Raw genomic sequence first — 23,548 nt, forward strand, 5'->3', positions numbered from 1 at the left:
TTAATAGTGCAGAAAACGTAATACAGGCTTTAACTTAGGCAATTTAAATCGATCACAACCTAGATTACTGCACCAAAAGACGGGGAAAAATAATACCCCCGCTCTATCGCGCTCATCCTAGGGTTATCGGGTTGTTAATATTTTATGATCGGCAAAATAAAAAAAGGGCCGCTGATGCGACCCTTTTGAATCCATGGCGCCCAAGGCGCGTTCTATCGAGCTAGCCTAGCATCTCGTTCGCCAATGCCTTACCAAGGCCGCTAAAGATCGGCTCCAATGTCTCTGACGACAACGCAGGCTCTACAGCGACGAGGCGATGACGGTATTCCGCCGCAACCAAGGAGAAGAAAAACTCCTCCTCTTCTAAGCTCTCGAACCCCATGCCGTACAACTCATCACTTTGAAAGGCATCAGTCAGCTGCTTCGCTAACTGCGCCGCGACCACCTGACTATCGCTCTTGTCAGCAATCACCTGCGCCGCCTGGCCGAAGTCTGCAAGATCGATCATCGCATCGATATAGTCTTCCAGCTGCTGGTCAGTATGATCGAGGTACATCGTAGAATCAGGGTGTTGCATGGTATCGGCCTTTGAATCACGTGGGTCGAGTGTCATTGCTCACAGCGACCATAAAGGCCGATTATTACCGATAACACTCGACAAAAATAGAGTGTTACAGCATAGCAGATTAACGCCTCAGCCGCCTTTGATATCACCATCGGTGGCTGCACGTCACTTAAATCGCAAGCTCACACAGATTATCAATCATACGGTGATGACAGTAAATCCAAGCTCACTGCCCCTCAATCTGCAACAACGCCTTCTTTACACCCGCCACTTCGACCGTCCATTCATCACTGTTTTGGTCGTAACGGTAGAGCCAGGTTTTGCCATCGGCTCTATCAATATTTAACGCCTTGATATCGCCGTTATTATAATATTCGCTACCATGCAACTGCTCGCCCTGCGCTAAGTCCACCTCGATTAAGGCGTCTCCGTTGCTATTGTTATAATATTTTTTGCTATAATCCTCACCCCAGATAACATAAGCCTCTCTTAAATTAAAGTGCCTAATAACCTCAATATCTTTGTGTTCGAAATTGTAAACTAGATTTCTCTCGGTATCCCATTGAGAGTAGTAATCAAGGATATTAAAACAATATTCACCGCCTGTATTATCAACAATCACGTTATACTGCCTATCCGTCAACTTATAATCCCCACCATCAATAGTAATATAACGATAGGGGTATTTCCTTTTTACTGTATTCACAACCATCTCTGCATGATCGACGCACCTAGGCAGCAACTCCCGATCAGCAGAATTAGAAACCCTCAACGGATCAAAAATATCTGATTCAGCAACCAGCCAAAAAACCGCTCCCATAAATAGAGTATTACCCGCAAACTTCCAACTCAGTGATTTCATCGGTTCCGCAATCTCTCATTCCATGCCAAAAAAACGACACCAAGTAAAATTCAATAATGCGTCGCTGGCCTATTTTGACCTCGGCGGTCACCGCCATGCCGGGGACCCATTTAACGTAGTTGCAAAAATATAGCCTGTAATAGCACTACAGAGTCCACCTGTGCAAGTGACGAATGGGTATCGACAACTTTAATCATTGCTTATAAAATCCCTGCCGTCGCGTGGCGTCGGGCAGGGATCAGTCTATTTGAAAGCGAAGAATCCACTATTAATGCTTACATAAACGGGTTCGCTTCCTTATAAAAGTGAATTGTTTTCTTCTGAGGTACTGCATCTTTGTTAGCACCCAGCGTGTAGAAATGATAACGATAATGACCAGCAGGGAAATAAGACGGGATTGTCAACTTCGCACCAAACTCAGGTTGCGTTTCATTAGCCAGCACCTTTTTACCACCAGCGCCTCCATGAGGGTATAGCTGCCCCGTTGGCCACTCGATCACGGCCCAACGGCGAAGCTTCTGAGTTTTGTCGCTATAATTATGATAAAATCGGTCGACGTATAGCTTACCGCCACTCGCAGGAATCAAAGCTAGCTCACCAAAACCCGGGTTGTGGATCGTCCCGTAGTCCGAAAAAGCCTTGATATCTGCGACTAGATTACAGTTACTACCCAACATGGTAACGCTCTGAATATCCGCTTCTACGAAACTATCCGCAATAACAATTAACTTTCCTAGGTCACCATCGGCGAACCGTAATGGCGATATCGCTTCAATACCTCTCAACTCTGGGCCAAGATCGACGCTGGGGCGCAAAAGAAGCTCTACACGCCCCTGTAACGTATTCGCATCGTTAATAACATCGGCAAAAATCCACTGTTGATAGCCCGTGGCATCGACCATCAAACGGTAGGGGGTTTGCTGATCATTACTGGTAACCGAGGTATAGTTTTGACCGGCAAACTGCACATTAAAATGACTACCAATGCTATTATCGTAAAGACGCTCGCCCCAGCTGTCATCGTCCCGATAAAAAGAGCGCGGTGATAAGGTTATCTGCGCCGTCATCGTCTGCGCCGGCTGCTCTGCCGTCGCTGCCGTCAACGCCACGACCTCATAAGCTGTTTGACGCAGACAGCCTAATATCGGCTGCTGATAAATATTGGCCACTTGAAAAGAAGACTCTTGCCTCTCAAACCCTCCATCATCAGGCTGCTGCATAAACGATATCGTCGTCCCTTCGGTCGAAAAATCACTAAGCTGGTCAGGTATAGCAGCAGTATCAACAAACGCCTCAAGCCTAACGCCATCAATCGCTTCTCCGGTCTCTGCACTCGTCAGATGAGCGAGTAAATTAACATCAAGCCTATGTTGCTCTTGAGTGTTGCCCTCCCCCACCATGATATCAAGAAGTACCATCGATTCATCACTGCGATACTCCACTCCACCTACATACAACTTAGCCGACACGCTACCTTCTAACGACTGATAATAGTTACCGAAGTCATCGTGACTAAAGGCTTGGGAGTCATAAGAGAGGTATAAAGCCACTCGCTGCTCCTGCTGGCTACTACTATCGACAATAGTACCGCTAAAAATCGCATCAACCTCCGCCGCCACACTGGACAGCGGCGAGACAATGCCAAGCGCTAATATCGCCTTGGAAAACATGGTTTTTAACGTTGTTATTTTATCAGTCATTGCTATTCCTTTTTTTGACTTTTTATCTAAAGATATTTAATTACATCTTAATATTATCTACTAATGCCACCTTGCACCGTCAGCAGAGGCTCTAGGGTTCAGCTGACAACCCCTAAGCTTATGCCGCTGTCACTGCAAGCGCGCTGGTTTGCAAGTAGCAGAATAATTTACCAGCTCTGCTACCGACTTACCTCAGCACGCTGACGGCAAGATTTAATCGTGGCTTTACTTAACTCACCTGCCAGGCCTCTGCCAATGCCACCTGAAGTTCGTCTTTCACTTCCTGCGGCACAACATCACCAACCCCGTCCGGGGCTTCGAAAGCGGCCATCGCATTGACTAACAGGTCCACTTGGTTATTGAGTAGTACGGCGCCATCGACTTCGATCTGATCGAGTTCGAAGCTCTCATCCTCAAACCAGCGACTCACCTCAACGCTATCGTCCGACCCCACACGGTTAATCTGCAAGTTATCGTCCGCCCGACTAAACCACAAGTCATGCAGCGATGCCTCTTCAAAGACCGCGGTATCGATACTGTCGACCGAGTCATCATGGTTAAAGATAACATCAGCACCATCGCCTTCAGCAAACAGATAGGTGTCGCTCCCCCCCTCAACCGTCTCGGTCATGCTATCGCCAATCAACAGATCGGCACCAGCGTCGCCTGTGAGAGTGTCGTTGCCGGCACCGCCTTCGAGGCGGTCGTTGCCAGCCTGGCCGAAAAGTAGATCATGGCCTTGACCACCGTGTACCACATCATCACCGATGGTGCCCATCAGACGATCATCCAGATCACTTGCTGCTGCATTATTGATGGCGAGTACTTGTATTTCACTCTCATTGAGATCTGATGCTCCGGTCGCATCCGAGAGGAATATCACTTCCTCAATACGATTAGCCACGTTGCTGCTATAGGCACCTTTCAGCGTGATCGAGCCATTATTTGCAGCATTATCAGGATCGATAATCTGCATGACGATATCACCAGCCATGGTATGACTAAAAGTCACCATCTCCGCTGTGATATCAGCCGCTAATACCAGCGTATCCGCACGATGATAAGAGCTTGACTGATTACTGCCGTAGCCGGTATCGGTAATCACATCGTGGCCATCACCGAGGGCATAGTGATAAGTATCCGCGCTATAGCCACCCGTTAGCGTGTCATTACCTTTACCGCCACGGTAGCTATTCTGATAGGCCCTAGAACTCGATGTGATTTGAGACGTCGTCAGGGTGTCATTACCAGCTCCGCCATCCAAGGTATTATTACCGAAAGCATAAGCCGTTAAGATATCGTTACCCGCACCGCCGAACAACTCACCAAGTCCCGTTAAAGCATCACTTCCCTCCCCTCCAAACAACCTATTTCTACCGCTATTATCTATGATATGGTCGTCACCTTCTCCACCATATAAGACGTCATTACCACCTTCACCATCTAAGGTGTCACTTCCACTATTGCCATAAATAATGTCGTCACCCGCACCTCCATTAAGGCTATCAGCGCCATCTAGACCGACAATAATATTATTGCCGCTGTCCGCGACAATCACGTCATCTACATCACTCCCTACAGTAGGCGACGACAGACTGGGAATTAGATTAATCAACTCACTTTCAAAAATGGGTAATAATGCCTCGAAATCCTCAATTTCTGATATCGCATATATAAAAAGGTCTTCCGTATCAAATAATGATGTTTCCATGACAGCCATCGCTGCGACCAATAGCGTATCGATTGACGCCTTATCACCATTCGCCTCGCCCATGAAACCAACTATCTGCTCGTAATATTCGTAATATATCGCCGCAACATAGTCATTAGCACTGAACGTCGGTTCAGCAGCCTCAACATCAATCAAAAAACCTATTAATTCGCTATCAATAAGTTGAGTGGCGCCTGACTCAAAATCATAAACTGCATCAGGTAGAATGTCTGACAACAGCCCATTAGCTACTACAATATTCACTAATGTGTTTCGCGCTAAAGTAGCATAGGCATTTCGATAAGCTTCACCAGTCGACTTAACGACGCCATCCTCCCTCCATTGACCATCCCCTATATTGAGGATATCTAATCCACTAAAACTCTTTAACACACCGAGCTGCTCGACAGACAAAGCCACCCCTGCTCTGCTAAACGTCACATTTCCCTGCTCGTCTGCAGCTAAGCCAGAATCAGGATCAATAGCACTGAGTTGTATATTTTCTACACCAGCCCAAGCCACTAAAATCTGATCGATATTATTCGCTATCGATGCAATGCTCCCGCCATTAATTAAGCTAATCATTTCTGATTGAGTAGCATTATCAAGCGACATAGCAATATGTAAGTCAGCAACAACGCCTAAACCCTTAATATTAGCGACAACCTCCACCGCAGTATCATGAGTCACTTCGCCTACATAAGTCGATAACGTCGGATCTGAGGTAAATAATACATCGGCCGCAATCCCTGTCGCGCCTCCAGCGACACCTGCCTCACCATTTTCCCATTCAAAAGTGCCCTGACGAGCCAACTGTGCGTCACCTTGGCCACCCTCAACAGCAACGTGCGCCAGACTAACGCTAGCAATACCAACCTCAGATAAGCTACGCAGTTCATCTGCCTGGCTTACGCCATCACCATTGCTATCCTGCCAAACTTGTAACTCAGCAAAGCGCTCATCAGATTCATCGATAATACCATCTTTATTACTATCTAGATCAGCCAGCTCCTCATATCCAGTACGCTCAGGGCTGCCAAACAACTCCGAAATATCATTGATCACGCCGTCCCGGTTTTTATCCATTACCAAGAAACCATCATCGGCGTTTAGCCACGAGTTATTGGTGGCAAAACCATTGCCATTTAAATCAAACTGCGCATTACTTTCTTCGAGAGACGTAAAGTGAATTCCATCGCCATTGAGATCTAAAACAAGGGGGTCTTTCGGCAATGAACGATCAGAGTTATTATTACCGCCAAATAATTGTTCATCCATATCCTCAAGCATTTTTTTACGATCAACTTTTAGATCAACGATCTTTTTTGCCCCATCTATAACCCCACCTTGAAGCTCAGGCGCAGTATTAACTGGAATAACGCCGATCGTATCTAGTAGTGCTTTAGCCGTTTCTCCACTCAGCCCATCACCAGAGTTATCATCAGCTATCGCTTTCGCTGCTTTAGCGACTGTAATAGCTTTGTTAGCAATATCAATTTCTTTTTTCATTTTCTTTCCATTATATCATTATTGTTTATATATCGAACAGTCGACAACACCCTTGTTTAAAAATTAGAAACACTGCACTATTCTTTTGTAAAGTTAATCGCACCAATCAGTTTACCAGGGTCTTTCAACATACATCCCCGCACCACGAAGCGCACCCACATCTGCTTATTGACCTGCCAGCTGCTACCGCAGCCAATATTGCGCTACTCAAGTTCCTCTTGCTGGTGAAAGATAACCAATGGCCAAGCTCATGCATTTCTCTAACGTCATCCTTTACGCTCCATGCTCATAAAATATTATTTTTCAACCAATACCGAACCAAATAGACTTAAATCGATGACCTATCGACTAATCGCATTTTTATTATTCAAAATTCTATTGAATATATACATATATGAAAAAAACTCGCCCTCTATTCTATAAACCTCCCCGATCAATTTCAGTTGCTGACGACACATGCTCCGCCCATGAAATGACGAGAAATATTTATCCCTATAGCTCTCATCCATGGCCAACCGAAGTAAATCATAAGACCCTTCGCCCGCTACCAATAGCTTTATATCAATATGAACAGCATCAGAATATATATCCCGACCATTTTCATTATCATATTTCTGGATAATTTCATCCGCCATTATCACTTTCGACTCATCCTTACTCGACGCAAGAAATCTCGCCATATATAAAGATTCGGTTGTGCAGACCCCACCATCGTCTAAACAGGTGGAGCGATCACTATAGAGCTTAAATATTTCTGCATCACGATCACCAGACAAAAGGTTAACAAGCCTATCCTCCCCCGTATTAATCTCAACAGAACGAGAGGATTTTATGCAATCGGCATTCCAGCTAACGACCCATGCCATATCATCCCTCAGGCCATCCAGCTCTTTATCGATCCAATAAAAAAGCACATTGAGCAATACAAAAACAACAACAATAAATATAAGAATACCGATAAGCAGTTTCTTAAACATATTCAAACCTTCTTCCGAGCAACAATCAGACTAATAAAAACATACATAACAAGCGTAAATACAAAAATTTCCAACCAAGTAAGATAAGGACCAAAATCCAAATACGCCTCACCAAAACCCTCAATATCATCAACATCATTGCTATCGAATGATACTGACACGGCGTATTGCAAGAAACTAAGGAAAGGAGGGCGAATATATTTCACGCACACATTATCTCCCAGGTGAGGAAGCAATTTAGGCTTAAAATAATACTCATTAGTCCAGATCGGAAAGATCTGCACATCAACCCTACCCGGCGGTTTAACATCAAAATGCACCCTCCCAGCACCTCGCCTCCCACTAGTCTGCCCTATGTTCTCGAACACACCGCAAACCTCTAACACCTGATCGAAATCACTCTCTGACCTCAAGGAATAATCCAAACAATAAACGGATAAACCGGCAATCCAAACAAGAAAAAACAATGTATCAAAGCGCAAATAGAAGCGGCGACTCTTTAGAAATTTCATCGCTCCCGCAACCCCTCTTGCCCGTGCCTTAACAAAGGCGCCAAGAAGAATTCGATGATGCGTCGCTGGCCTATTTTGACCTCGGCGGTTACCGCCATGCCGGGGATCAGTTCGACGTCCTTACCGTCGACGCGAATGGTGTTCTTATCCATCAATAAGTGCATGCCATAAAGGAGGCCGCGCTGTTCGTCGATGGTGGCGTCGTCGGAGACGTTCTTCACTTCGCCGTCGATTAAGCCATATTTGGTAAAGGGGAAGGTGTGGATTTTAATTTCTGCCGCCATACCTTCGTGTACAAAACCGATGTCTTTATTCTCTAACATCACCTCTACCTCCAGCTGTTGATCGCTGGGCACGATGATCATCAGCACCTGCGCTTCGGTAACGACACCACCGACAGTGTTAACCACCAACTCTTTCACTTCGCCGCTAACAGGGGCGTAGAGTTTCTGCTTAGCATCGAGGTCGACGGCCTTGCTCAGCTGCTCGTTTAACGAGGCCAACTGTTGCTGTAGCTCGGTAATTTTTAACAACTCCTGCGCCGCTGCCTGCGCCGTTAAGGTGCTCAGCTGGTGTCCCACCTGCTGACGCTCGGCCTCGAGCTGCTTCAGTTGATAACGCTGGCTCACCAGGTCCTGACTCATCTGAATACGCTGCTGTTCTAGCTGCAAATATTCCTCTTCGGAGGCGTACTGTTTCTCGTGCAGCCCCTTCATCGAACTTGCTCGCTTCTCAACGATCGGCAGAATACGCTGCAGCTTATCGATCTCCGCCTCGGCGGCGTGCTGTGCCGATTCGTTTTGCAACAGGCCGCTCTGCAGCCGCTGCTGTTCACCGTGGTATTGCTGCCAACGCTGCCACAGTAGCCGTTTAAATAAACTGCGGTCGGCCGCCAATACCGTCTCATCGACTTGCAGCAAGAGGTTATCGGGTGTTAACGGTACGGTATCTTCGCCCTCTGCTTTCTGCTGTGTCAGTAGCGCCAACAACGAGCGACTCACCGCCGCTTGCAGGTTAAGCTGGTAATACTCACCCTGTAAGCGCTGCTTCTCCGCCGTTGTCTGTGCACTATCGAGCTCGATCAGCAGCTGGCCCGCCTCAACATGTTCGCCCTCGTGGACGAGTATCTGTTCGACCACGCCCTTTTCCAACGGCTGAATCTGCTTCACCCGCGAGCTGGGAATAATCTTGCCTTCGGCACTGGCGACAATATTCACCTCGCCAATACAGGCCCACAGCAAGCCAATCGCAAACAGCGCCAACAAGATATAACCGGTCCAACGCGGTATCGGGTTCGGTGGCGAGTCTTGAATCTCCAACGCCGCCGGCTGAAAGGCGACAATTTCCCGCGTCTTAGCGCCATCGCCAAGCTCTGCCCGGTTACGCCAGGCCTCTACCAGTGCATGCCAAGCCTTCATGCTTTCACCCCCGCAGCGTCATTGCGCGTTGTCGGCTGCGCCGGTGACTCTTGCTGATAGCTGTTTAGGCGCGCGTAGTGCCCCCCTTTCGCCACCAACTGTGTATGGCTGCCCTGCTCAACAATCACTCCCTTCTCCATCACCACAATACGATCGCACTGGCGCACGGTGGTTAGGCGGTGGGCAATAATAAAGACTGTACGGCCACGGCTGATCGCCGCCATATTGTCTTGAATGATGCGTTCTGATTCATAATCCAAGGCACTGGTCGCCTCATCAAAGATGAGGATTTTCGGGTTGGTAATTAACGCCCGAGCAATCGCCAAGCGCTGGCGCTGACCACCGGAGAGGTTGCTGCCCTGCTCGCTAATCATGGTGTCGTAGCCCTGCGGTAGATCGGCGATAAATTCGTGGGCACCGGACATTTTCGCCGCTGCGACTACACGCTCCATCGGTACCGCCGGATCTGATAGGGCGATGTTCTCGCGCACACTGCGGTTAAACAGAAAGTTTTCTTGCAGCACCACACCAATCTGCTTGCGCAGCCAAACCGTATCCATCATCGACAGATCGACACCGTCAACCAACACACGCCCAGCTTCCGGTGCATAGAGGCGCTGCAGTAACTTGGTAATGGTCGACTTACCAGAGCCGGAGCGACCCACAAGACCGATCACCTCGCCCGGTTTTACCTGTAGATGGACGTCGTCCAAGATCAACGGGCCATCAGCCTGATAGCGAAAACGCACATGATCAAAACTCACCGCCCCCTGCAAGCTGGGCAAGCGCGAGCGGTTAGGGTTAAAGCCCGGCTCCCGCGGTGTGTTCAAAATATCACCCAAGCGCTTCACCGAGATACCGGCCTGCTGGAAATCTTGCCACAGCTGCACCAGCTTCAAAATCGGGCCGCTCACCCTTCCTGCCAGCATATTGAAGGCGATCAGCTGCCCCACCGTCAACTCTCCCGCCATCACCAGGTGGGCGCCCCACCAAACGATACCGAGCGTCATCAGTTTGTTAATTAGGCCGGCTATCTGATTAGCAACGTTATTCAAATTCTGACTGCGGAAAGAGGCGTGCACATAGTCGGACATATGATCTTCCAACTTGCGGCGCATCTGTGGCTCTACCGCCATCGCCTTCACGGTACCAATACCGGTAATCGACTCGGTGAGGAAGGCGGTATTGGCGGCACCGTGCTTAAACTTGTCGTCCAAGCGGTGGCGAAGCATCGGCGTGATAATAATTGATAGCAACACATAACAAGGGATCGTCGCCAGCACCACCCAGGTCAGCAGCGAGCTGTAATACCACATCACGGCGATGAAGATAAACACAAAAAACAGGTCGACGACCAACGTTAACGCGGTACCGGTAATGAAGTTGCGAATGGTGTCCAGCTCGCGCACCCGCGCCACATTCTGCCCCACCTGACGCGACTCAAAGTAGGCCAAGGGCAAGCTCATCAGGTGGTGGTACAACCTTGAACCCAACTCGACATCGACCCGGTTAGTGGTATGGCTAAAGATATAATTACGCACCCCGCCGATAATGGCCTCAAAGACCACCACCACAAAGAAACCGACGGCTAACACATCCAACGTGGTAAAGCCGCGGTGAACTAACACCTTATCCATCACCACCTGAAAGAACAGCGGCGTCATCAAAGCAAATAGTTGCAGGAAAAAGGAGGCAATAATTACCTCGGCAAACAGCCGGCGGTATTTCACCAGCGAGGGAATAAACCAGGTGATATCGAACTTCTGCTGCAAGCTCTCACCAAAGCCTTGCCGACGCACTAATGCGATCAACTCACCCGACCACAGCGCCGTCAGCTGGGCCGTATCGACCGAACGCGGCGCCTGCTCAGCTAAGTCGTGCATCAAAAAGCTACGGTTACCCTCGCTATCTTTGGCGGTACGCGCCAAGATCACGTAACGATCATCCACCGTCTTGATAATCGCCGGTAAGAACTTATCGTCCAGGCGTTCAATAGAGAGGCTGAGTTTTTTTGCCTTCAGTGTGACCGACTTTGCCGCCAGCAAGATGTCATCGTCAGAGAAGACTTGCCCCGGCTTGGCAAATTGGTGCGCCAACTGATCTGGCTCGACAGGCAGCTGATGGAAGCGAGCAATCGCCACCAAACATAGCAGCCCGCTATCCTTGTTGTTATCCATAAGTACGCTACATATTATTTTCTAACAGTTATAACATGCCTGTCGGTCGCATAACCACAAAATAAATACAGCGTACTTCTAAAGTCGAACGTAGCAAACAAAACAATAGAAAAACCAGCACTCAACCTAGAGCACGCAACGCAGTCACTAATTAACACTAGCTAATTATAGGGAATATAGTTCTGATGAATACAGTCAAATATTCCAATCAAGATTATGGTGTGAATTTACCGCAAACACTTATGACAAGCAGCAGCTGAAACTGCCACGCAGCAATACAGACATAGCGTCGATCGACTAACAGCCCAGTCCCGAGCCGTTAGCCACCATAAAAGTAATAACAGACAGAAATTGCCGCGATGATGCCGGCAAGGTCAGCCGTTAAACCACACACCAACGCATGCCGACCGTTCTTAATACCCACGGCACCAAAATAGACCGCCAAGACATAAAACGTAGTTTCTGTACTGCCCTGGAAGATGGCCGCCAAACGCCCCGCAAAAGAATCGACACCATGATGCGCCATGGCCTCTAACATCATCGCCCTCGCCCCAGAGCCACTGAACGGTTTCATGATCGCCGTGGGCAAGGCATCGACAAAGCGTGTGTCGCCATCGAGCATCAGTACAAGCGAAGCAATTAAATGTAAAAGATAATCGAGCGCCCCCGAGGCACGCAATAACGCGATCGCTAGCAACATCGCCAGCAGATAGGGAATTAGCTGGATCGACTGTGCAAACCCCTCTTTTGCGCCCTCGATAAACTCATCGTAGACAGCCACTTTGCGCAAGCCAGCAACCAGCACAAAACTGAACACGAGCAACAGCAAAACACCATTGCCCATCGCGGTCGATAAGCTACCAATCGCCGTCGTGGTTAAGGTACCCATGTAAAACACTAGCGCCATGATCGAACCAAAAATCAACGCCCCATAGCCGAGCACCACACTATTAAGCAGTGAGATACGCTGAAATAACGACACAATCGCGACACCCGCTAACGTCGAAGCGGTGGTCGCCAGTAGTATGGGAAGAAAAATATCAGCAGGGGCAGCCGCGCCTTGCTGGGCACGGTAGAGGAATACAGTAACAGGCACCAGTGTCACCGAGGAGGTATTCAGCACTAAAAAGAGGATTTGTGCATTGGTAGCAACTGACTTATTGGGGTTAAGCGTCTGCAGGTCTTGCATCGCCTTTAAGCCAAGCGGCGTCGCAGCATTATCAAGACCTAGCACATTGGCGGTGAGGTTCATCGTGACACTACCGTAGGCCGGATGACCACGAGGCACCTCCGGCATGAGGCGTGATAGCAGTGGCTCAAATAGCTTGGCAAAGAAACCAACGACACCGGCTTTTTCACCGACCCGCATCAACCCCATCCACAAAGACAACACGCCAATCAAGCCCAGCGCGATTTCAGCCGCAAGCTTCGAGCTATCAAACAACGCCTTCACCGACGTGGACAACACCTCAACATGGCCATTGAAAAGCTGAATAGCAATCGCCAGCGTCGCTGTCGCAAAGAAGAATAACCACACTCGATTTAGCACATCATACCTATAGACTCGTTAATTTGCTGCCGTACACGACAAGGGGGTGAGCGATGACATACGCCGTATTTCTATCGCATCAACTCATACACTATAGAGCCATGCTATGTGATACGCACAAAAAATGACATGCGGCTCGACAATAGTTTGCGCTCTAATACCCAATTCAACAATAACGATTAGCTAAGCGAACAACAATGGGCTAAGCCGCCCAGATTTACAGCTACGCCGAATAAGTAACCACTTACACCCTATGCGGTGTACAGTGAAAGTTAATAACTACTATCAACAGCAAATTATTGATAGCGATGCTTTCAACCCTGCTATAACGCCGGGGCTACCACCCAACGTTTAGTTATTCTACAACGTAAAAAGCATCGCTATCGTGGCTTTAATCCGCCTTTAAAACTAACTCCGCTTACAATTTCGGTACACCACTGTTCGATTGGTAATTATCGACATCAGCCGTACAGTTACCTGAGGATATTTCAGACATCATGTGTTTGTGCCCCTCTGATTGACTGACAAGAAGCGTGTAATTACACATAGGAGGGGACGATGCAGAGGTACGAAATCTTTTGTTAAATGCTTCTTTGCCATCACCAGTCGTCGCAATTACCGTGACAAAATCTGTCCGCGGTGTAAAATTAACTGAGCTCATCGGGTCATTACCATGAAATAAAGTCATATTGTTATCATCGATGACGACGACGTTTAATCGATCAGCATTATTAAAACTAAAGCCATCAGCCAATACGAAATTCGAAAAGGTCAAGGCAGCCCCAAATATTAAAACACCCGCTTTCTTATACATACAATCTTCCTTAATTAATAATCAAACAACCTTTCGCCTATCAACATTTAGACGAAACGCATAAATATTAACGATTACTAATGGGGCATGCTAGTTTTAATGAAAAACTTATGCGTTTTTATTGCCACCTCTTTATGCCAAAATTAGACCGCAGCAACTCGAACTTTAAGCTGTTATTGTCTGCTATAGAATATGAGCAGCAGGTACAAACCAAGGATGTTTATTGGCACCTGCAAGACTATCGAACACTGATCTAGCAAACCGACCACTGCCTTCAAGCTAATAACCATCGAGGTGATAGAGAGCAAGGCCGCGGCGATCTTACAGCGTTTAAACATACCCTATAAAAACTGGCTAATCATCGAGCGAAACTTTGGCAAGCTCTTTAGTGGCCCGTCGCCCCCATGCCCCACTAACCTACTTTTTCAATTTCAATATGCAATGCAGAATATGCATTTAAAAAATAGGAGGTAGTTAAAAGAAAAGCTGAGATAAAGATAGTTTTCAAGTCAAGCATGTTTAAGAAATACGCAACAAACAATATAACAAGCAACAAAAGCGCAATCGCGATATTGCAATAAAAAACTTTAAGCCGTCTATCAGTTTTACCTTTAATTAACCTTAAGAATATATAGTGTGGATAGATCAATGAAAAATCTATCATTGCATTACCGATAAGCATACCTAACAAGTAAGCTGAGTCTTGTTGGCTGTCAGCTAACGAGACTATTCCCAACAGGACAAATATTATTAAAAAGAATAAGCAAATAATACTCAAGACCTTAGCAAATGCAGGGTTATATTTCTTTTTATCATCCGCAATATAGGATGAGGTTGAGTTGAAGTCTGGGCTCATTATAGAAGTCCTTTGTTGTATATTATTATACGACCACTCATTATAGCTATTCACTATCACTGTGATTACCTTTAAGCTAGGAAGCGATCCTTTCCTGACGAAACATAACATATTATTTTTCATTTTGTTCACAAACTACAACCGTCGATAACCAGTCACTCCGTAATTTCTATCGGTAGCTTAGTTAACCGTTAGCCTTAATCAGTCGAGAAGCAAACTCACTGCCATCACAAGGACGGCAAAAGCCCTCACCTGCTGCTCGCAGCTTCTGCAACATCGTTGCTATACGTGTGTATCGACGCTCAAAATGTTGTGTGTTGGCCAACCAGTCGTCAGGCGCTATCGCTAACCGTGACAATATCGGCGACAGCTCCTCCGCGATGGCACCCCGTTTATTGTGCCGGATGCACCGCCCTGTAACATCGACAAGCTGCAGATAATCACTCAGTCGACAGGGAATACCGACCGGCATTGGTTCGCGGGGGTTGCCTGCAAAGCGCAGCAAGCCTTTTACTTGCTGCCGTGGATGATTAATCGACTGCTTCGGCGACACCTGTTTCGCGCGCAAAGCACGCTTTCTCACGGAGGTGAATGCCGAGCTCTCTGGGGTTTTGGCCATCTTCGCACGCACAGGATTAAGATCGACATAGGCCATACAAGCCAGTAACGCCTTCTCATCCAGTAATGCCTGTGATTTAAAGCGCCCCTCCCAAAAACGGCCGGTACACTGATCCTCCTGATTCGCCTGCCGTGCGATACCTTCATTAATAATGCGCATGAACCAGCTGATATCCGTCAAGCGCTTGCGCCATAGTGCGACGATAGTATCCAGTGCCTCGCGCTCGGCTGGCACCAACGGCTCCCCGGCACAATAGCGCTGGCTGAGCGCATGGCCCTTAAACAACTGGTGCCAACGTGCTATCACCGCCTCAGTATCTAAGGCGGCGGCCTCTGCGCTATTAATATGTAATACCACATGATAGTGGTTAGACATCACCGCATAGGCGGCGATATCCAAGCAGAACACCTCGGCCAAACGGAACAACCGAGACTCCACCCAACCTCGACGATGCTCATATTCATCGCCACATAGAAACGCTCGCCGCACACAGCGCGACACACAGTGATAGTACGGGGTAGCATCGAGGCTAATCTGCCGGGAACGGGGCGAAGTCATGGGTGTCATCCTTGATCAACATAGACTCAGTATTGCCCAACGTCGCCACAAAGCAAAATAACCAAAGGAAGGATTAAACCCAGCCTATACAGCACCGGGTTCTGAGGGTGGGTGTCCCGTTAGGGGTTCTTGATCAACATACACTCAGTATTGCCCAGCTTCGCCACAAAGCAAAATAACCAAAGGAAGGATCAAACCCAGCCTATACAGCACCGGGTTCTGAGGGTGGGTGTCCCGTTAGGGGTTGGCCAAACGGAACAACCGAGATTCCACCCAACCTCGACGATGTTCATATTCATCACCACATAGAAACGCTCGCCGCACACAGCGCGACACACAGTGATAATACGGGGTAGCATCGAGACTAATCTGCCGGGAACGGGGCGAAGTCATGGGTGTCATCCTTAATCAACATAGACTCAGTATTGTCCAACGTCGCCACAAAGCAAAATAACCAAAGGAAGGATCAAACCCAGCCTATACAGCACCGGGTTCTGAGGGTGGGTGTCCCGTTAGGGGTTGTCCCGTTAGGGGTTGCAGCACCGGGTTCTGAGGGTGGGTGTCCCGTTAGCCTTAAAGGAAGGATCAAACCCAGCCTATACAGCACCGGGTTCTGAGGGTGGGTGTCCCGTTAGCCTCCTGTTGGGTTCCTTTCCGAGGGTGGGTGTCCCGTTGGGTTCCGCAGCACCGGGTTCTGAGGGTGGGTGTCCCGTTGGGTTCTTTTTAGAGCCTCCTCTAAGGCTTGTAGATTAAAGCTTAGAAGAGGATGCTGGGTTGGCAAATAATTGTGGGTGTCTTGGGTTTTTCCAAAAGAACCAAAGGAAGGATCAAACCCAGCCTATACAGCACCGGGTTCTGAGGGTGGGTGTCCCGTTAGCCTACAAAGCAAAATAACCAAAGGAAGGATCAAACCCAGCCTATACAGCACCGGGTTCTGAGGGTGGGTGTCCCGTTAGGGGTTCTGAGGGTGGGTGTCCCTTTAGTCAGTCATGAAAGAACCAAAGGAAGGATCAAACCCAGCCTATACAGCACCGGGTTCTGAGGGTGGGTGTCCCGTTAGTCCCCGTTAGTCCCGCTAAGGCTTGTAGATTAAAGCTTAGAAGAGGATGCTGGGTTGGCAAATAATTGTGGGTGTCTTGGGTTTTTTTGGGTTCCCTGCCCTAAACCCAGCCTATACAGCACCGGGTTCTGAGGGTGGGTGTCCCGTTGGGTTCCCCGTTAGCCTGCACCGGGTTCTGAGGGTGGGTGTCCCGTTAGCCTCCGTTGGGTTCCCCTGAGGGTGGGTGTCCCTTTAGTCTTCCGTTAGCCTCAAGCCTCCGGGTTCGACTTCACCACAAAGCAAAAGAACCAAAGGAAGGATCAAACCCAGCCTATACAGCACCGGGTTCTGAGGGTGGGTGTCCCGTTAGCCCCCGTCAGTGTTGCCTCGCCGAAGGCCGAGTAGACCGCCGACCACACCACGGCGCCACTCTTGGCCAACAGCTGCTGCGGTGTGCCAAGGTGGTCGTTGTGGTAGTAGGGTTCTGAGGGTGGGTGTCCCGTTAGCCTCAGTCTTGTTAGTCCCTATGAGGGTGGGTGTCCCTTTAGTCTCACCTTGCTTTCAGAACCACCTCTTTCCGTAATACTTTCATTAACATCCTTAAGACGCTCTGCAGTGGATTTGTTACAGTCTGCCCCTCCTTCTTCTTCACAATCACCAACTTTTCCGAGGGTGGGTGTCCCGTTAGTCCTTGTATTGCCCAACGTCGCCACAAAGCAAAATAACCAAAGGAAGGATTAAACCCAGCCTATACAGCACCGGGTTCTGAGGGTGGGTGTCCCGTTAGTCACCTCCCGTTAGTCCACCGTTAGTCTTTGGTGTCCCGTTAGTCCCCAAGCAAAATAACCAAAGGAAGGATTAAACCCAGCCTATACAGCACCGGGTTCTGAGGGTGGGTGTCCCGTTAGCCTCCCTTTTTACCAAACTCATCTTTCACACTAGAAAGGAATGTTAGAGCTAATATACAACCATCGATTAACATCAATACTGTATGAATTACTTTATCTACTCCTAATAGAACCATCGCACCAGATAACGGAGAGAGTATTACATCCGCAAGAAGAAGAGAAACAAAAACTAACCTGGCCCAATTTTTCCTAAAAAGAAGCCCCAGTGAGCTTACAACATAAAAAAACAGCACCAAGTAATCCAAATAATAATCAACAGGAAGAACTCCGCCAGTCCCATTTAAAAACATAAGATCCAACTGAGAGCTCGAATAATAATTAACTCCTATATATGGCCAAAAAAACCAAAAAACATATATACAAAGCGAAAAACCAACTAGCACATTATATGAGCATTTCTTTTCAAAAAACATATCAAACCTTATTCTCTATAATTAATATCTTGAGTAATCAGGACGTCTTTCAATAAAGCAGTTACATACTTCTTTTCCTGGCTCACTCATTTCCTGATCTGAAGGGGCTACCTCAGGCTTTGGACATACTTGTATCGCATCTTTATATTGAGGAATAATAAAGCAATGACATACCTCCACTTCATTCCACGGTAAAGAACAACCAAATATCAAACCGCAAGCCCCCCCTCCTCCAGACTCCTTGAACTTTTCCCTTATAAAGCCCGTATTATCAGGTAATGCCTCTAAAGCATCTTTATTGGCACGCCCAGGGTTACCCCAACGATTTAAGTTGTAACGTCTATATCGAATCTTGTTTTGAGTCGATGTATAACCAGGATTTTTCTGCTGAAACCTATTCCAACGACTCATAAATCTTAACCCTAATGAATCGATATCATTCAATGGGGTATTTTTAACATACCCATAAACATTCCCCCCCCCCTCAAGCCCAATAGGGTCCTCCTGCACATACCTACCCGTACTCGGATCATAATCCCGGAACATATTATAATGCAAGCCACTCTCCGCATCATAATACTGCCCCGGGAAGCGCAGGTTATTGCTCACGGTCGCCGTCGTCAGCGTTGCCTCGCCGAAGGCCGAGTAAACCGCCGACCACACCACGGCGCCGCTCTTGGCCAGCAGCTGCTGCGGTGTGCCAAGGTGATCGTTGTGGTAGTAGTAGACCTGATTAGTCGCCGCATCCCGCTGTAGCAGCGGTTCTGTCATCCAGGGGCTATAGGGCTTAAAATGGTATTCCTTCACCAGCGCACCGGTGGCGTCGTACTCGCCGATCATGCCCTCGTCGCTGTAAAAGAACCAGGTGGTCGTGCCGCCTACGGTCTTGCGGATGCGCTGGCCGTAGGGGTTATAGCCGTAAGTGGCCTTAGAGACACCGTCGACTTTGACCTCGACCAGGCGCTCTTGGCTGTTATAGACGTATTCGGTGACCACGCCGCCAGTGATTTTACGGGTGGTGTGGCCGTTGTCATCGTAGCTGTAGCTTGTCTGCGGCGTTGCCAACAACTGGTTGAGGCCGTTGTAACCCCAGGTCGCTAAACTGGCCTGATCGGTGCCGGCGGCGATGCGGTTGCCGACGCCGTCGTAGTCGAAGAACTGGTTCGGCGCTAGCGACGTTGCTGGGGCATCGCTGATGGCGCTATTACTCTCTTCGATCAAGCGGTAGAGGTTATCGTAGTCGTAGACTTTATTCGTCGTCTCGGTGTCGATGCGCTTGATATTGCTCTCGGCATCGAAGCCGTAGAGGGCAGTTGCCAACGGTTGGCCGCTGGCATCGTAGACGGAACGCTGACGCTCACGCTGCAGGCCATCGTAGCCGTAAGCGATATAGCTGCCGCCGGGCAAGGTTTGGCGCTGCGGCCGCTGCCAGTGAAAATCGGACCAACTGATCTGGCCCTGGCCGGGAATGGTGACGGCGGTCAGCTGACTGTTGCGGTTGTACTGGTAGCCGTACTGTTGCTGCTCCGGGCCGGTATAGCTTTTTTTCAAACCGTTGGCGTAGTAATCGTAGCGGTAGGTTTTTTCAATATTGCCCGGGTAGGTGACGGTTACCGTCTGGCGCTGGCCAAGGGCGTTGTAGGTGATCAGCTCGCTGCTGGTGCCGTCGCTGTAGCCTTGGTATTGGCCCTTGTCGTTGTAGTGCAGCTGAATGGTCTCGGCGGCGCTGGCCACCGGCGGTAGCGTCGGCCAGACCCCACCGCTATCTTCCGCGGCAGCCTCGGCGACCACGCCGGTCATGACGGTGCGCAGGCGGCTAGCATCATCGTAGATGTAGTGGCTGCGCTCGCCCTTGGCGTTGATGGTATCGCTGAGGTTGCCCGCATGATCGTAAAAATACTGTCGCGCCGGTGGCGCGCTGGCCGGTAGGCTATCGTTGCCACCCCACTGCTTGGACTCGCTGCTCAACTCGTCGCGCAGGGTGTAGGTGTAACGGGTGATGCGCCCTTCCGGGTCGGTGACCGTCAGCAGGTTATCGCGATCGTCGTAGCTGAATTCGGTGGTGCCAGCCTCGGCGTCGGTCGAGGCGATCATGCGGTCGAGACCGTCATAGACGTAACCGGTGACGTTGTCGTTGGCATCGGTGTATTTTTCTAGCTGCTGGCCCTGTTTGTAGCCAAACTGGCGTTGCAGGCTACCGCCTTCAAACTGCTGTGTCACCGCTTTACGGCGCAGGCGCTTGTCGTATTGGTAGCTCTCCTTGACCCCCTTGCCCTCGCTATAACCGGGGTAGCTGACACTGTCGAGCTGGCCATCCTTGTAATGATTCTCCGCACTATTACCCATGCCGTCGATCTGCTGCTTAAGGCGGCCGAGGGCGTCGTAGCGTAAGGCATTGCCATGCTGTTCGGCATCCTCTTGGCCAAGCAGTTGGCCGCGCTTGTTATAGCTGAGGGTGGTAACCTTATTGTTGGCATCGGTGAGTGTCAGTGGCATGCCGCTGGCGTTCGTCGCCACCGTCGTCGTCACGCCGGCGGCATCGGTGATGGTGGCGATATAACCGCTTTTATCGTAGGTCAGGCGCGTGCCTTGGCCGTAGGGGTTTAGATCGGTAAGTAGATTGCCGGCGTTATCGAAGCTTCTAGCCCACTGCTTGCCACGGGCGTCTATTAATACGCGTGCGTTGCCGAGGGCGTCGAAGTCTTGGTATTGGGTCTGTTGTTCTAACGCATCGGTATAGCTTTTGATATTGCCGTAGTCGTCGTAGTCAAACTGCTCCACCGCCTGCTCGGTGTTGGCGTCACCGTGGTAGGTGGTAACCTTGAGCTGACCAAACTCATCGTAGCTGTAACTGGTCACCCGCTCTTCGTCCCGCCCCTGGGCCTCGGTGAGTGTTTTTAAGCGACTGTTGGGCCAATAGGTGTAGGCGGTGATCACGCCGCGCTCATCGGTGCGTTTGGTCACCTGGCTGCGGTTGTTATAATCAGTCTGCACGGTGCTACCGTCGGCCAGGGTTTTCTTTTTGACCTTGCCGAACTGGTCGTATTCGTAGGTGGTGCGGTTGCCGCGGGGGTCAGTGACGATACGCTGTTTGACGTAGGGATCATCGGCAATGCTCGACTGGCTGCTGCTGCCCAGGCTCAGGCCACCACCGGGACGGTTAATGCGGTAGCGCTTACTGAGACCACCGGTATTGCTGCTGCCATCGGACATCACCAGGCTGGCGCTGAACTGCTGCTCACCGTTGATCGCCTTGCGCATGGCTTGGCCCAAGGTGTTGTACCAGGTCTCGGTCAGGGTGCCTTCACCGTCGGTGACGGCGAGGTAGTAACGCTGGGTTTTCTCATCGAAGCTGGTGTCGACACGGATGCCGACGCCGTCGGCGTTAAAGCGCTCGCTCAAGCGGCCTTCTTTGTCGAGCACGAGTGTGGTCTTGTTCTGCTTCGGGTCGCTGTAGCCTACCAACAACTCGCCCTTGTAGTGGTAAGTCCACGTCTCACCGCGCACGTCGGTGACCGTTTGCAGTTGATTGCTTGCGTTATAGTTGTAGACCACTTCGCGGCCCTGATAATCGGTCACCCGCTTTAAACGTCCCTGGGCATCGTAACCGTAGCTGATCACGGTCTTACCGTGGTGATCTTCAATGAATTCGATGCGGCCTTCGGCATCGTAAATCAGCGTGACCTGTACGCCATACGGGTCGGCATAGCCGGTCATGCGGCCATGGTTGTCGTAGCTGATACGGTTGCCTAGACGGTCGCTCCAGCTAAAGCCCTCTGCACCGCCTTGGTGGGCGGTGATGGTGCGCTGAGGCAGGTTGGCGAACAGCGGATCCTCGCCGGAGGATTTACGCAGGTAGTTCTGGCCGTTGCGCAACAGGCTCTGCAGCAGCGCCTTGACCTCATCCGGGGTGATGGTCTTGTCGCCGTGGTCGATCTCGGATTGTTGGAAGATGTCGCGGATTAACACCTTGCCGTCGACGGCCTCGGCCTCGGTCGGTATGTGGTCGATGCGCTCACCGTAACTGGTGAACAGTTGCAGCGGCGTCCAACGACGGTTCCACTCCCAGTGGTCGCCCATCCAGCGCCGCGTCATACGCACCTCGCCCCCTAACACCTTCACTCGTAGATCGGTAAAGGTGTCTTCATAGGCGGCGGTAGCATAGTGCGGGGTGCTCGTTTGCACCTCGATACCGGTCGCTGCACTGGCCAGTGCCGGCGTTAACACGCCGAGCACCGACGCACTCAACCCGGCCAGGAAAGATCGTATCCGCTGGTTCTTCCACATAACTTGTTACTTCGCTGTTATTGTTTGCTGTTTATTGTTCGTTGTTCGTTGTTCGCTAAAAGATAGTGACTGTTTACTAGCGATTGCTGACCGTACGCCCCTGCACAAAGACGGGGGTCACGCCCTCGATGCGGTTTCCGTCGAGGTCAAAGTAGTAGCTCTCGGCGGTATCAATGATCACTTCTGAGTCGACATCGATGCCGGTGAGGTAGGTCATCGCCAAGGAAAGATTTTCGATATCGCTAGCCAACACGGAGACCCCAAGCTGCTCCGCTGTCGAATCATCCAAGCCGGTAATAAAGCCGTAGCGGTTTAACATGATCGCCTTGACGTGATAGCTGTTATCAACCATGTTATAGCTAATCGTTAACTGGCTATTGGGATCTGGAACGTATTTAGTCAGCAATAACGGATTGTCATTGGTTTGCGCCGCTCCGCCTGCCGGGGTATAGCTGAACTGCAGCTGCATACCGCCAAAGCGCTCCTCGCCGGCCAAAGCACTCGGCTGTACAATCATGCTGGCATCATCAAAACCCAACACCTCAAGATGAGCCCTGACGAACTCAGGCAGTTTCGAGGCCGTTCCCTCAAGAATCTCGATCGGTAGTGCAGCGGGATCCAACCTGTAAGTATTATCGTTATCAAAGGGGGTTAATTTTTCAGACGCGATAGAAATCGTCGCGGGGCCGGGGGCTAACACTAACGGCTTATCAGTCTCGGGATCTTTCAACTCGACGATCGCTACCCACTCACCATCGTGACTCGCCACCGTTGTTCCCAACATCCCTAAGAGGTTATTTATCGATGCCGGCTCATCAAAAATACGCTTAGTCATTCTGACCTTCACCGGCAGCGGCGCTGTGCTACCGTTAGGTGTGATGGTCACTGTTAAATCATCATGATTAATGTACTCACCGTTGGTGTCTTTTTTCATACTGGCAAACGGAATAGTCAGTACATCGCCGGTTTTTGCGTAGCGTTGCAACGGCGCACTAATACAGCCTGACACCAGTAATACCAGGGCGATAACACCGATATTTTTTATCATTCTTATCATCTTCATTGTTTTTTCAA

At 49.6% G+C, this 23,548-nt stretch carries 16 protein-coding genes; all 16 read right to left on the minus strand.

Annotated features, from left to right (window positions below):
- Nucleotides 1-220: 220 nt before the first annotated feature.
- The 16 genes from EDC56_RS02910 to EDC56_RS02985 all read right to left on the minus strand — a co-directional run bounded on the left by EDC56_RS02910 (nucleotide 221) and on the right by EDC56_RS02985 (nucleotide 23,522).
- Nucleotides 221-613 carry a hypothetical protein gene (locus EDC56_RS02910; RefSeq protein WP_123711014.1) on the minus strand — a complete coding sequence of 131 codons (393 nt, stop codon included), beginning with the start codon at nucleotides 611-613 and terminating at the stop codon, nucleotides 221-223.
- Between the two features lie 178 nt (nucleotides 614-791).
- A complete protein-coding gene (locus EDC56_RS02915; RefSeq protein WP_123711015.1) occupies nucleotides 792-1,427 on the minus strand; it encodes a hypothetical protein in 636 nt (211 codons plus the stop codon).
- A 275-nt stretch (nucleotides 1,428-1,702) separates the two neighbouring features.
- Nucleotides 1,703-3,127, minus strand: a complete 1,425-nt coding sequence (locus EDC56_RS02920; RefSeq protein ID WP_148059287.1) for a hypothetical protein — start codon at nucleotides 3,125-3,127, stop codon at nucleotides 1,703-1,705.
- Between the two features lie 229 nt (nucleotides 3,128-3,356).
- Nucleotides 3,357-6,347 (minus strand): calcium-binding protein, encoded by a 2,991-nt coding sequence (locus EDC56_RS19920; RefSeq protein ID WP_123711017.1) that lies wholly within the window; start codon nucleotides 6,345-6,347, stop codon nucleotides 3,357-3,359.
- Between the two features lie 341 nt (nucleotides 6,348-6,688).
- On the minus strand, nucleotides 6,689-7,324 hold the full coding sequence (locus EDC56_RS02930; RefSeq protein ID WP_123711018.1) for a hypothetical protein: 636 nt from the start codon (nucleotides 7,322-7,324) through the stop codon (nucleotides 6,689-6,691).
- A gap of 2 nt (nucleotides 7,325-7,326) precedes the next feature.
- Nucleotides 7,327-7,836 (minus strand): hypothetical protein, encoded by a 510-nt coding sequence (locus EDC56_RS02935; RefSeq protein ID WP_123711019.1) that lies wholly within the window; start codon nucleotides 7,834-7,836, stop codon nucleotides 7,327-7,329.
- Nucleotides 7,833-9,254: an HlyD family type I secretion periplasmic adaptor subunit gene (locus EDC56_RS02940; protein ID WP_123711020.1), complete on the minus strand. Its 1,422-nt coding sequence runs from the start codon at nucleotides 9,252-9,254 to the stop codon at nucleotides 7,833-7,835. Before EDC56_RS02940 ends, EDC56_RS02935 begins: the two co-directional genes overlap by 4 nt.
- Nucleotides 9,251-11,431: a type I secretion system permease/ATPase gene (locus EDC56_RS02945; RefSeq protein WP_123711021.1), complete on the minus strand. Its 2,181-nt coding sequence runs from the start codon at nucleotides 11,429-11,431 to the stop codon at nucleotides 9,251-9,253. Before EDC56_RS02945 ends, EDC56_RS02940 begins: the two co-directional genes overlap by 4 nt.
- A gap of 319 nt (nucleotides 11,432-11,750) precedes the next feature.
- Nucleotides 11,751-12,980, minus strand: coding sequence for a nucleoside recognition domain-containing protein (locus EDC56_RS02950; RefSeq protein ID WP_123711022.1), 1,230 nt, complete (start codon nucleotides 12,978-12,980; stop codon nucleotides 11,751-11,753).
- 418 nt (nucleotides 12,981-13,398) lie between these two features.
- On the minus strand, nucleotides 13,399-13,794 hold the full coding sequence (locus tag EDC56_RS02955; RefSeq protein WP_123711023.1) for a hypothetical protein: 396 nt from the start codon (nucleotides 13,792-13,794) through the stop codon (nucleotides 13,399-13,401).
- 412 nt (nucleotides 13,795-14,206) lie between these two features.
- Nucleotides 14,207-14,650: a hypothetical protein gene (locus EDC56_RS02960; protein WP_148059288.1), complete on the minus strand. Its 444-nt coding sequence runs from the start codon at nucleotides 14,648-14,650 to the stop codon at nucleotides 14,207-14,209.
- A 184-nt stretch (nucleotides 14,651-14,834) separates the two neighbouring features.
- Entirely contained in the window at nucleotides 14,835-15,827 is a 993-nt protein-coding gene (locus EDC56_RS02965) for a transposase (RefSeq protein WP_123711025.1), read from the minus strand.
- A gap of 1,359 nt (nucleotides 15,828-17,186) precedes the next feature.
- Nucleotides 17,187-17,378, minus strand: coding sequence for an RHS domain-containing protein (locus EDC56_RS19925; RefSeq protein ID WP_123711026.1), 192 nt, complete (start codon nucleotides 17,376-17,378; stop codon nucleotides 17,187-17,189).
- Nucleotides 17,379-17,770: 392 nt separating this feature from the next.
- A complete protein-coding gene (locus tag EDC56_RS02975; RefSeq protein WP_123711027.1) occupies nucleotides 17,771-18,187 on the minus strand; it encodes a hypothetical protein in 417 nt (138 codons plus the stop codon).
- 21 nt (nucleotides 18,188-18,208) lie between these two features.
- Nucleotides 18,209-22,474 (minus strand): RHS repeat-associated core domain-containing protein, encoded by a 4,266-nt coding sequence (locus EDC56_RS02980; RefSeq protein ID WP_123711028.1) that lies wholly within the window; start codon nucleotides 22,472-22,474, stop codon nucleotides 18,209-18,211.
- Nucleotides 22,475-22,550: 76 nt separating this feature from the next.
- Complete coding sequence (locus tag EDC56_RS02985) at nucleotides 22,551-23,522, minus strand: hypothetical protein (RefSeq protein WP_123711029.1); 972 nt, start codon at nucleotides 23,520-23,522, stop codon at nucleotides 22,551-22,553.
- Nucleotides 23,523-23,548: the final 26 nt, after the last annotated feature.

Origin of the sequence: Sinobacterium caligoides (genome assembly GCF_003752585.1) — a bacterium.
GTDB classification, from domain to species: domain Bacteria; phylum Pseudomonadota; class Gammaproteobacteria; order Pseudomonadales; family Sinobacteriaceae; genus Sinobacterium; species Sinobacterium caligoides.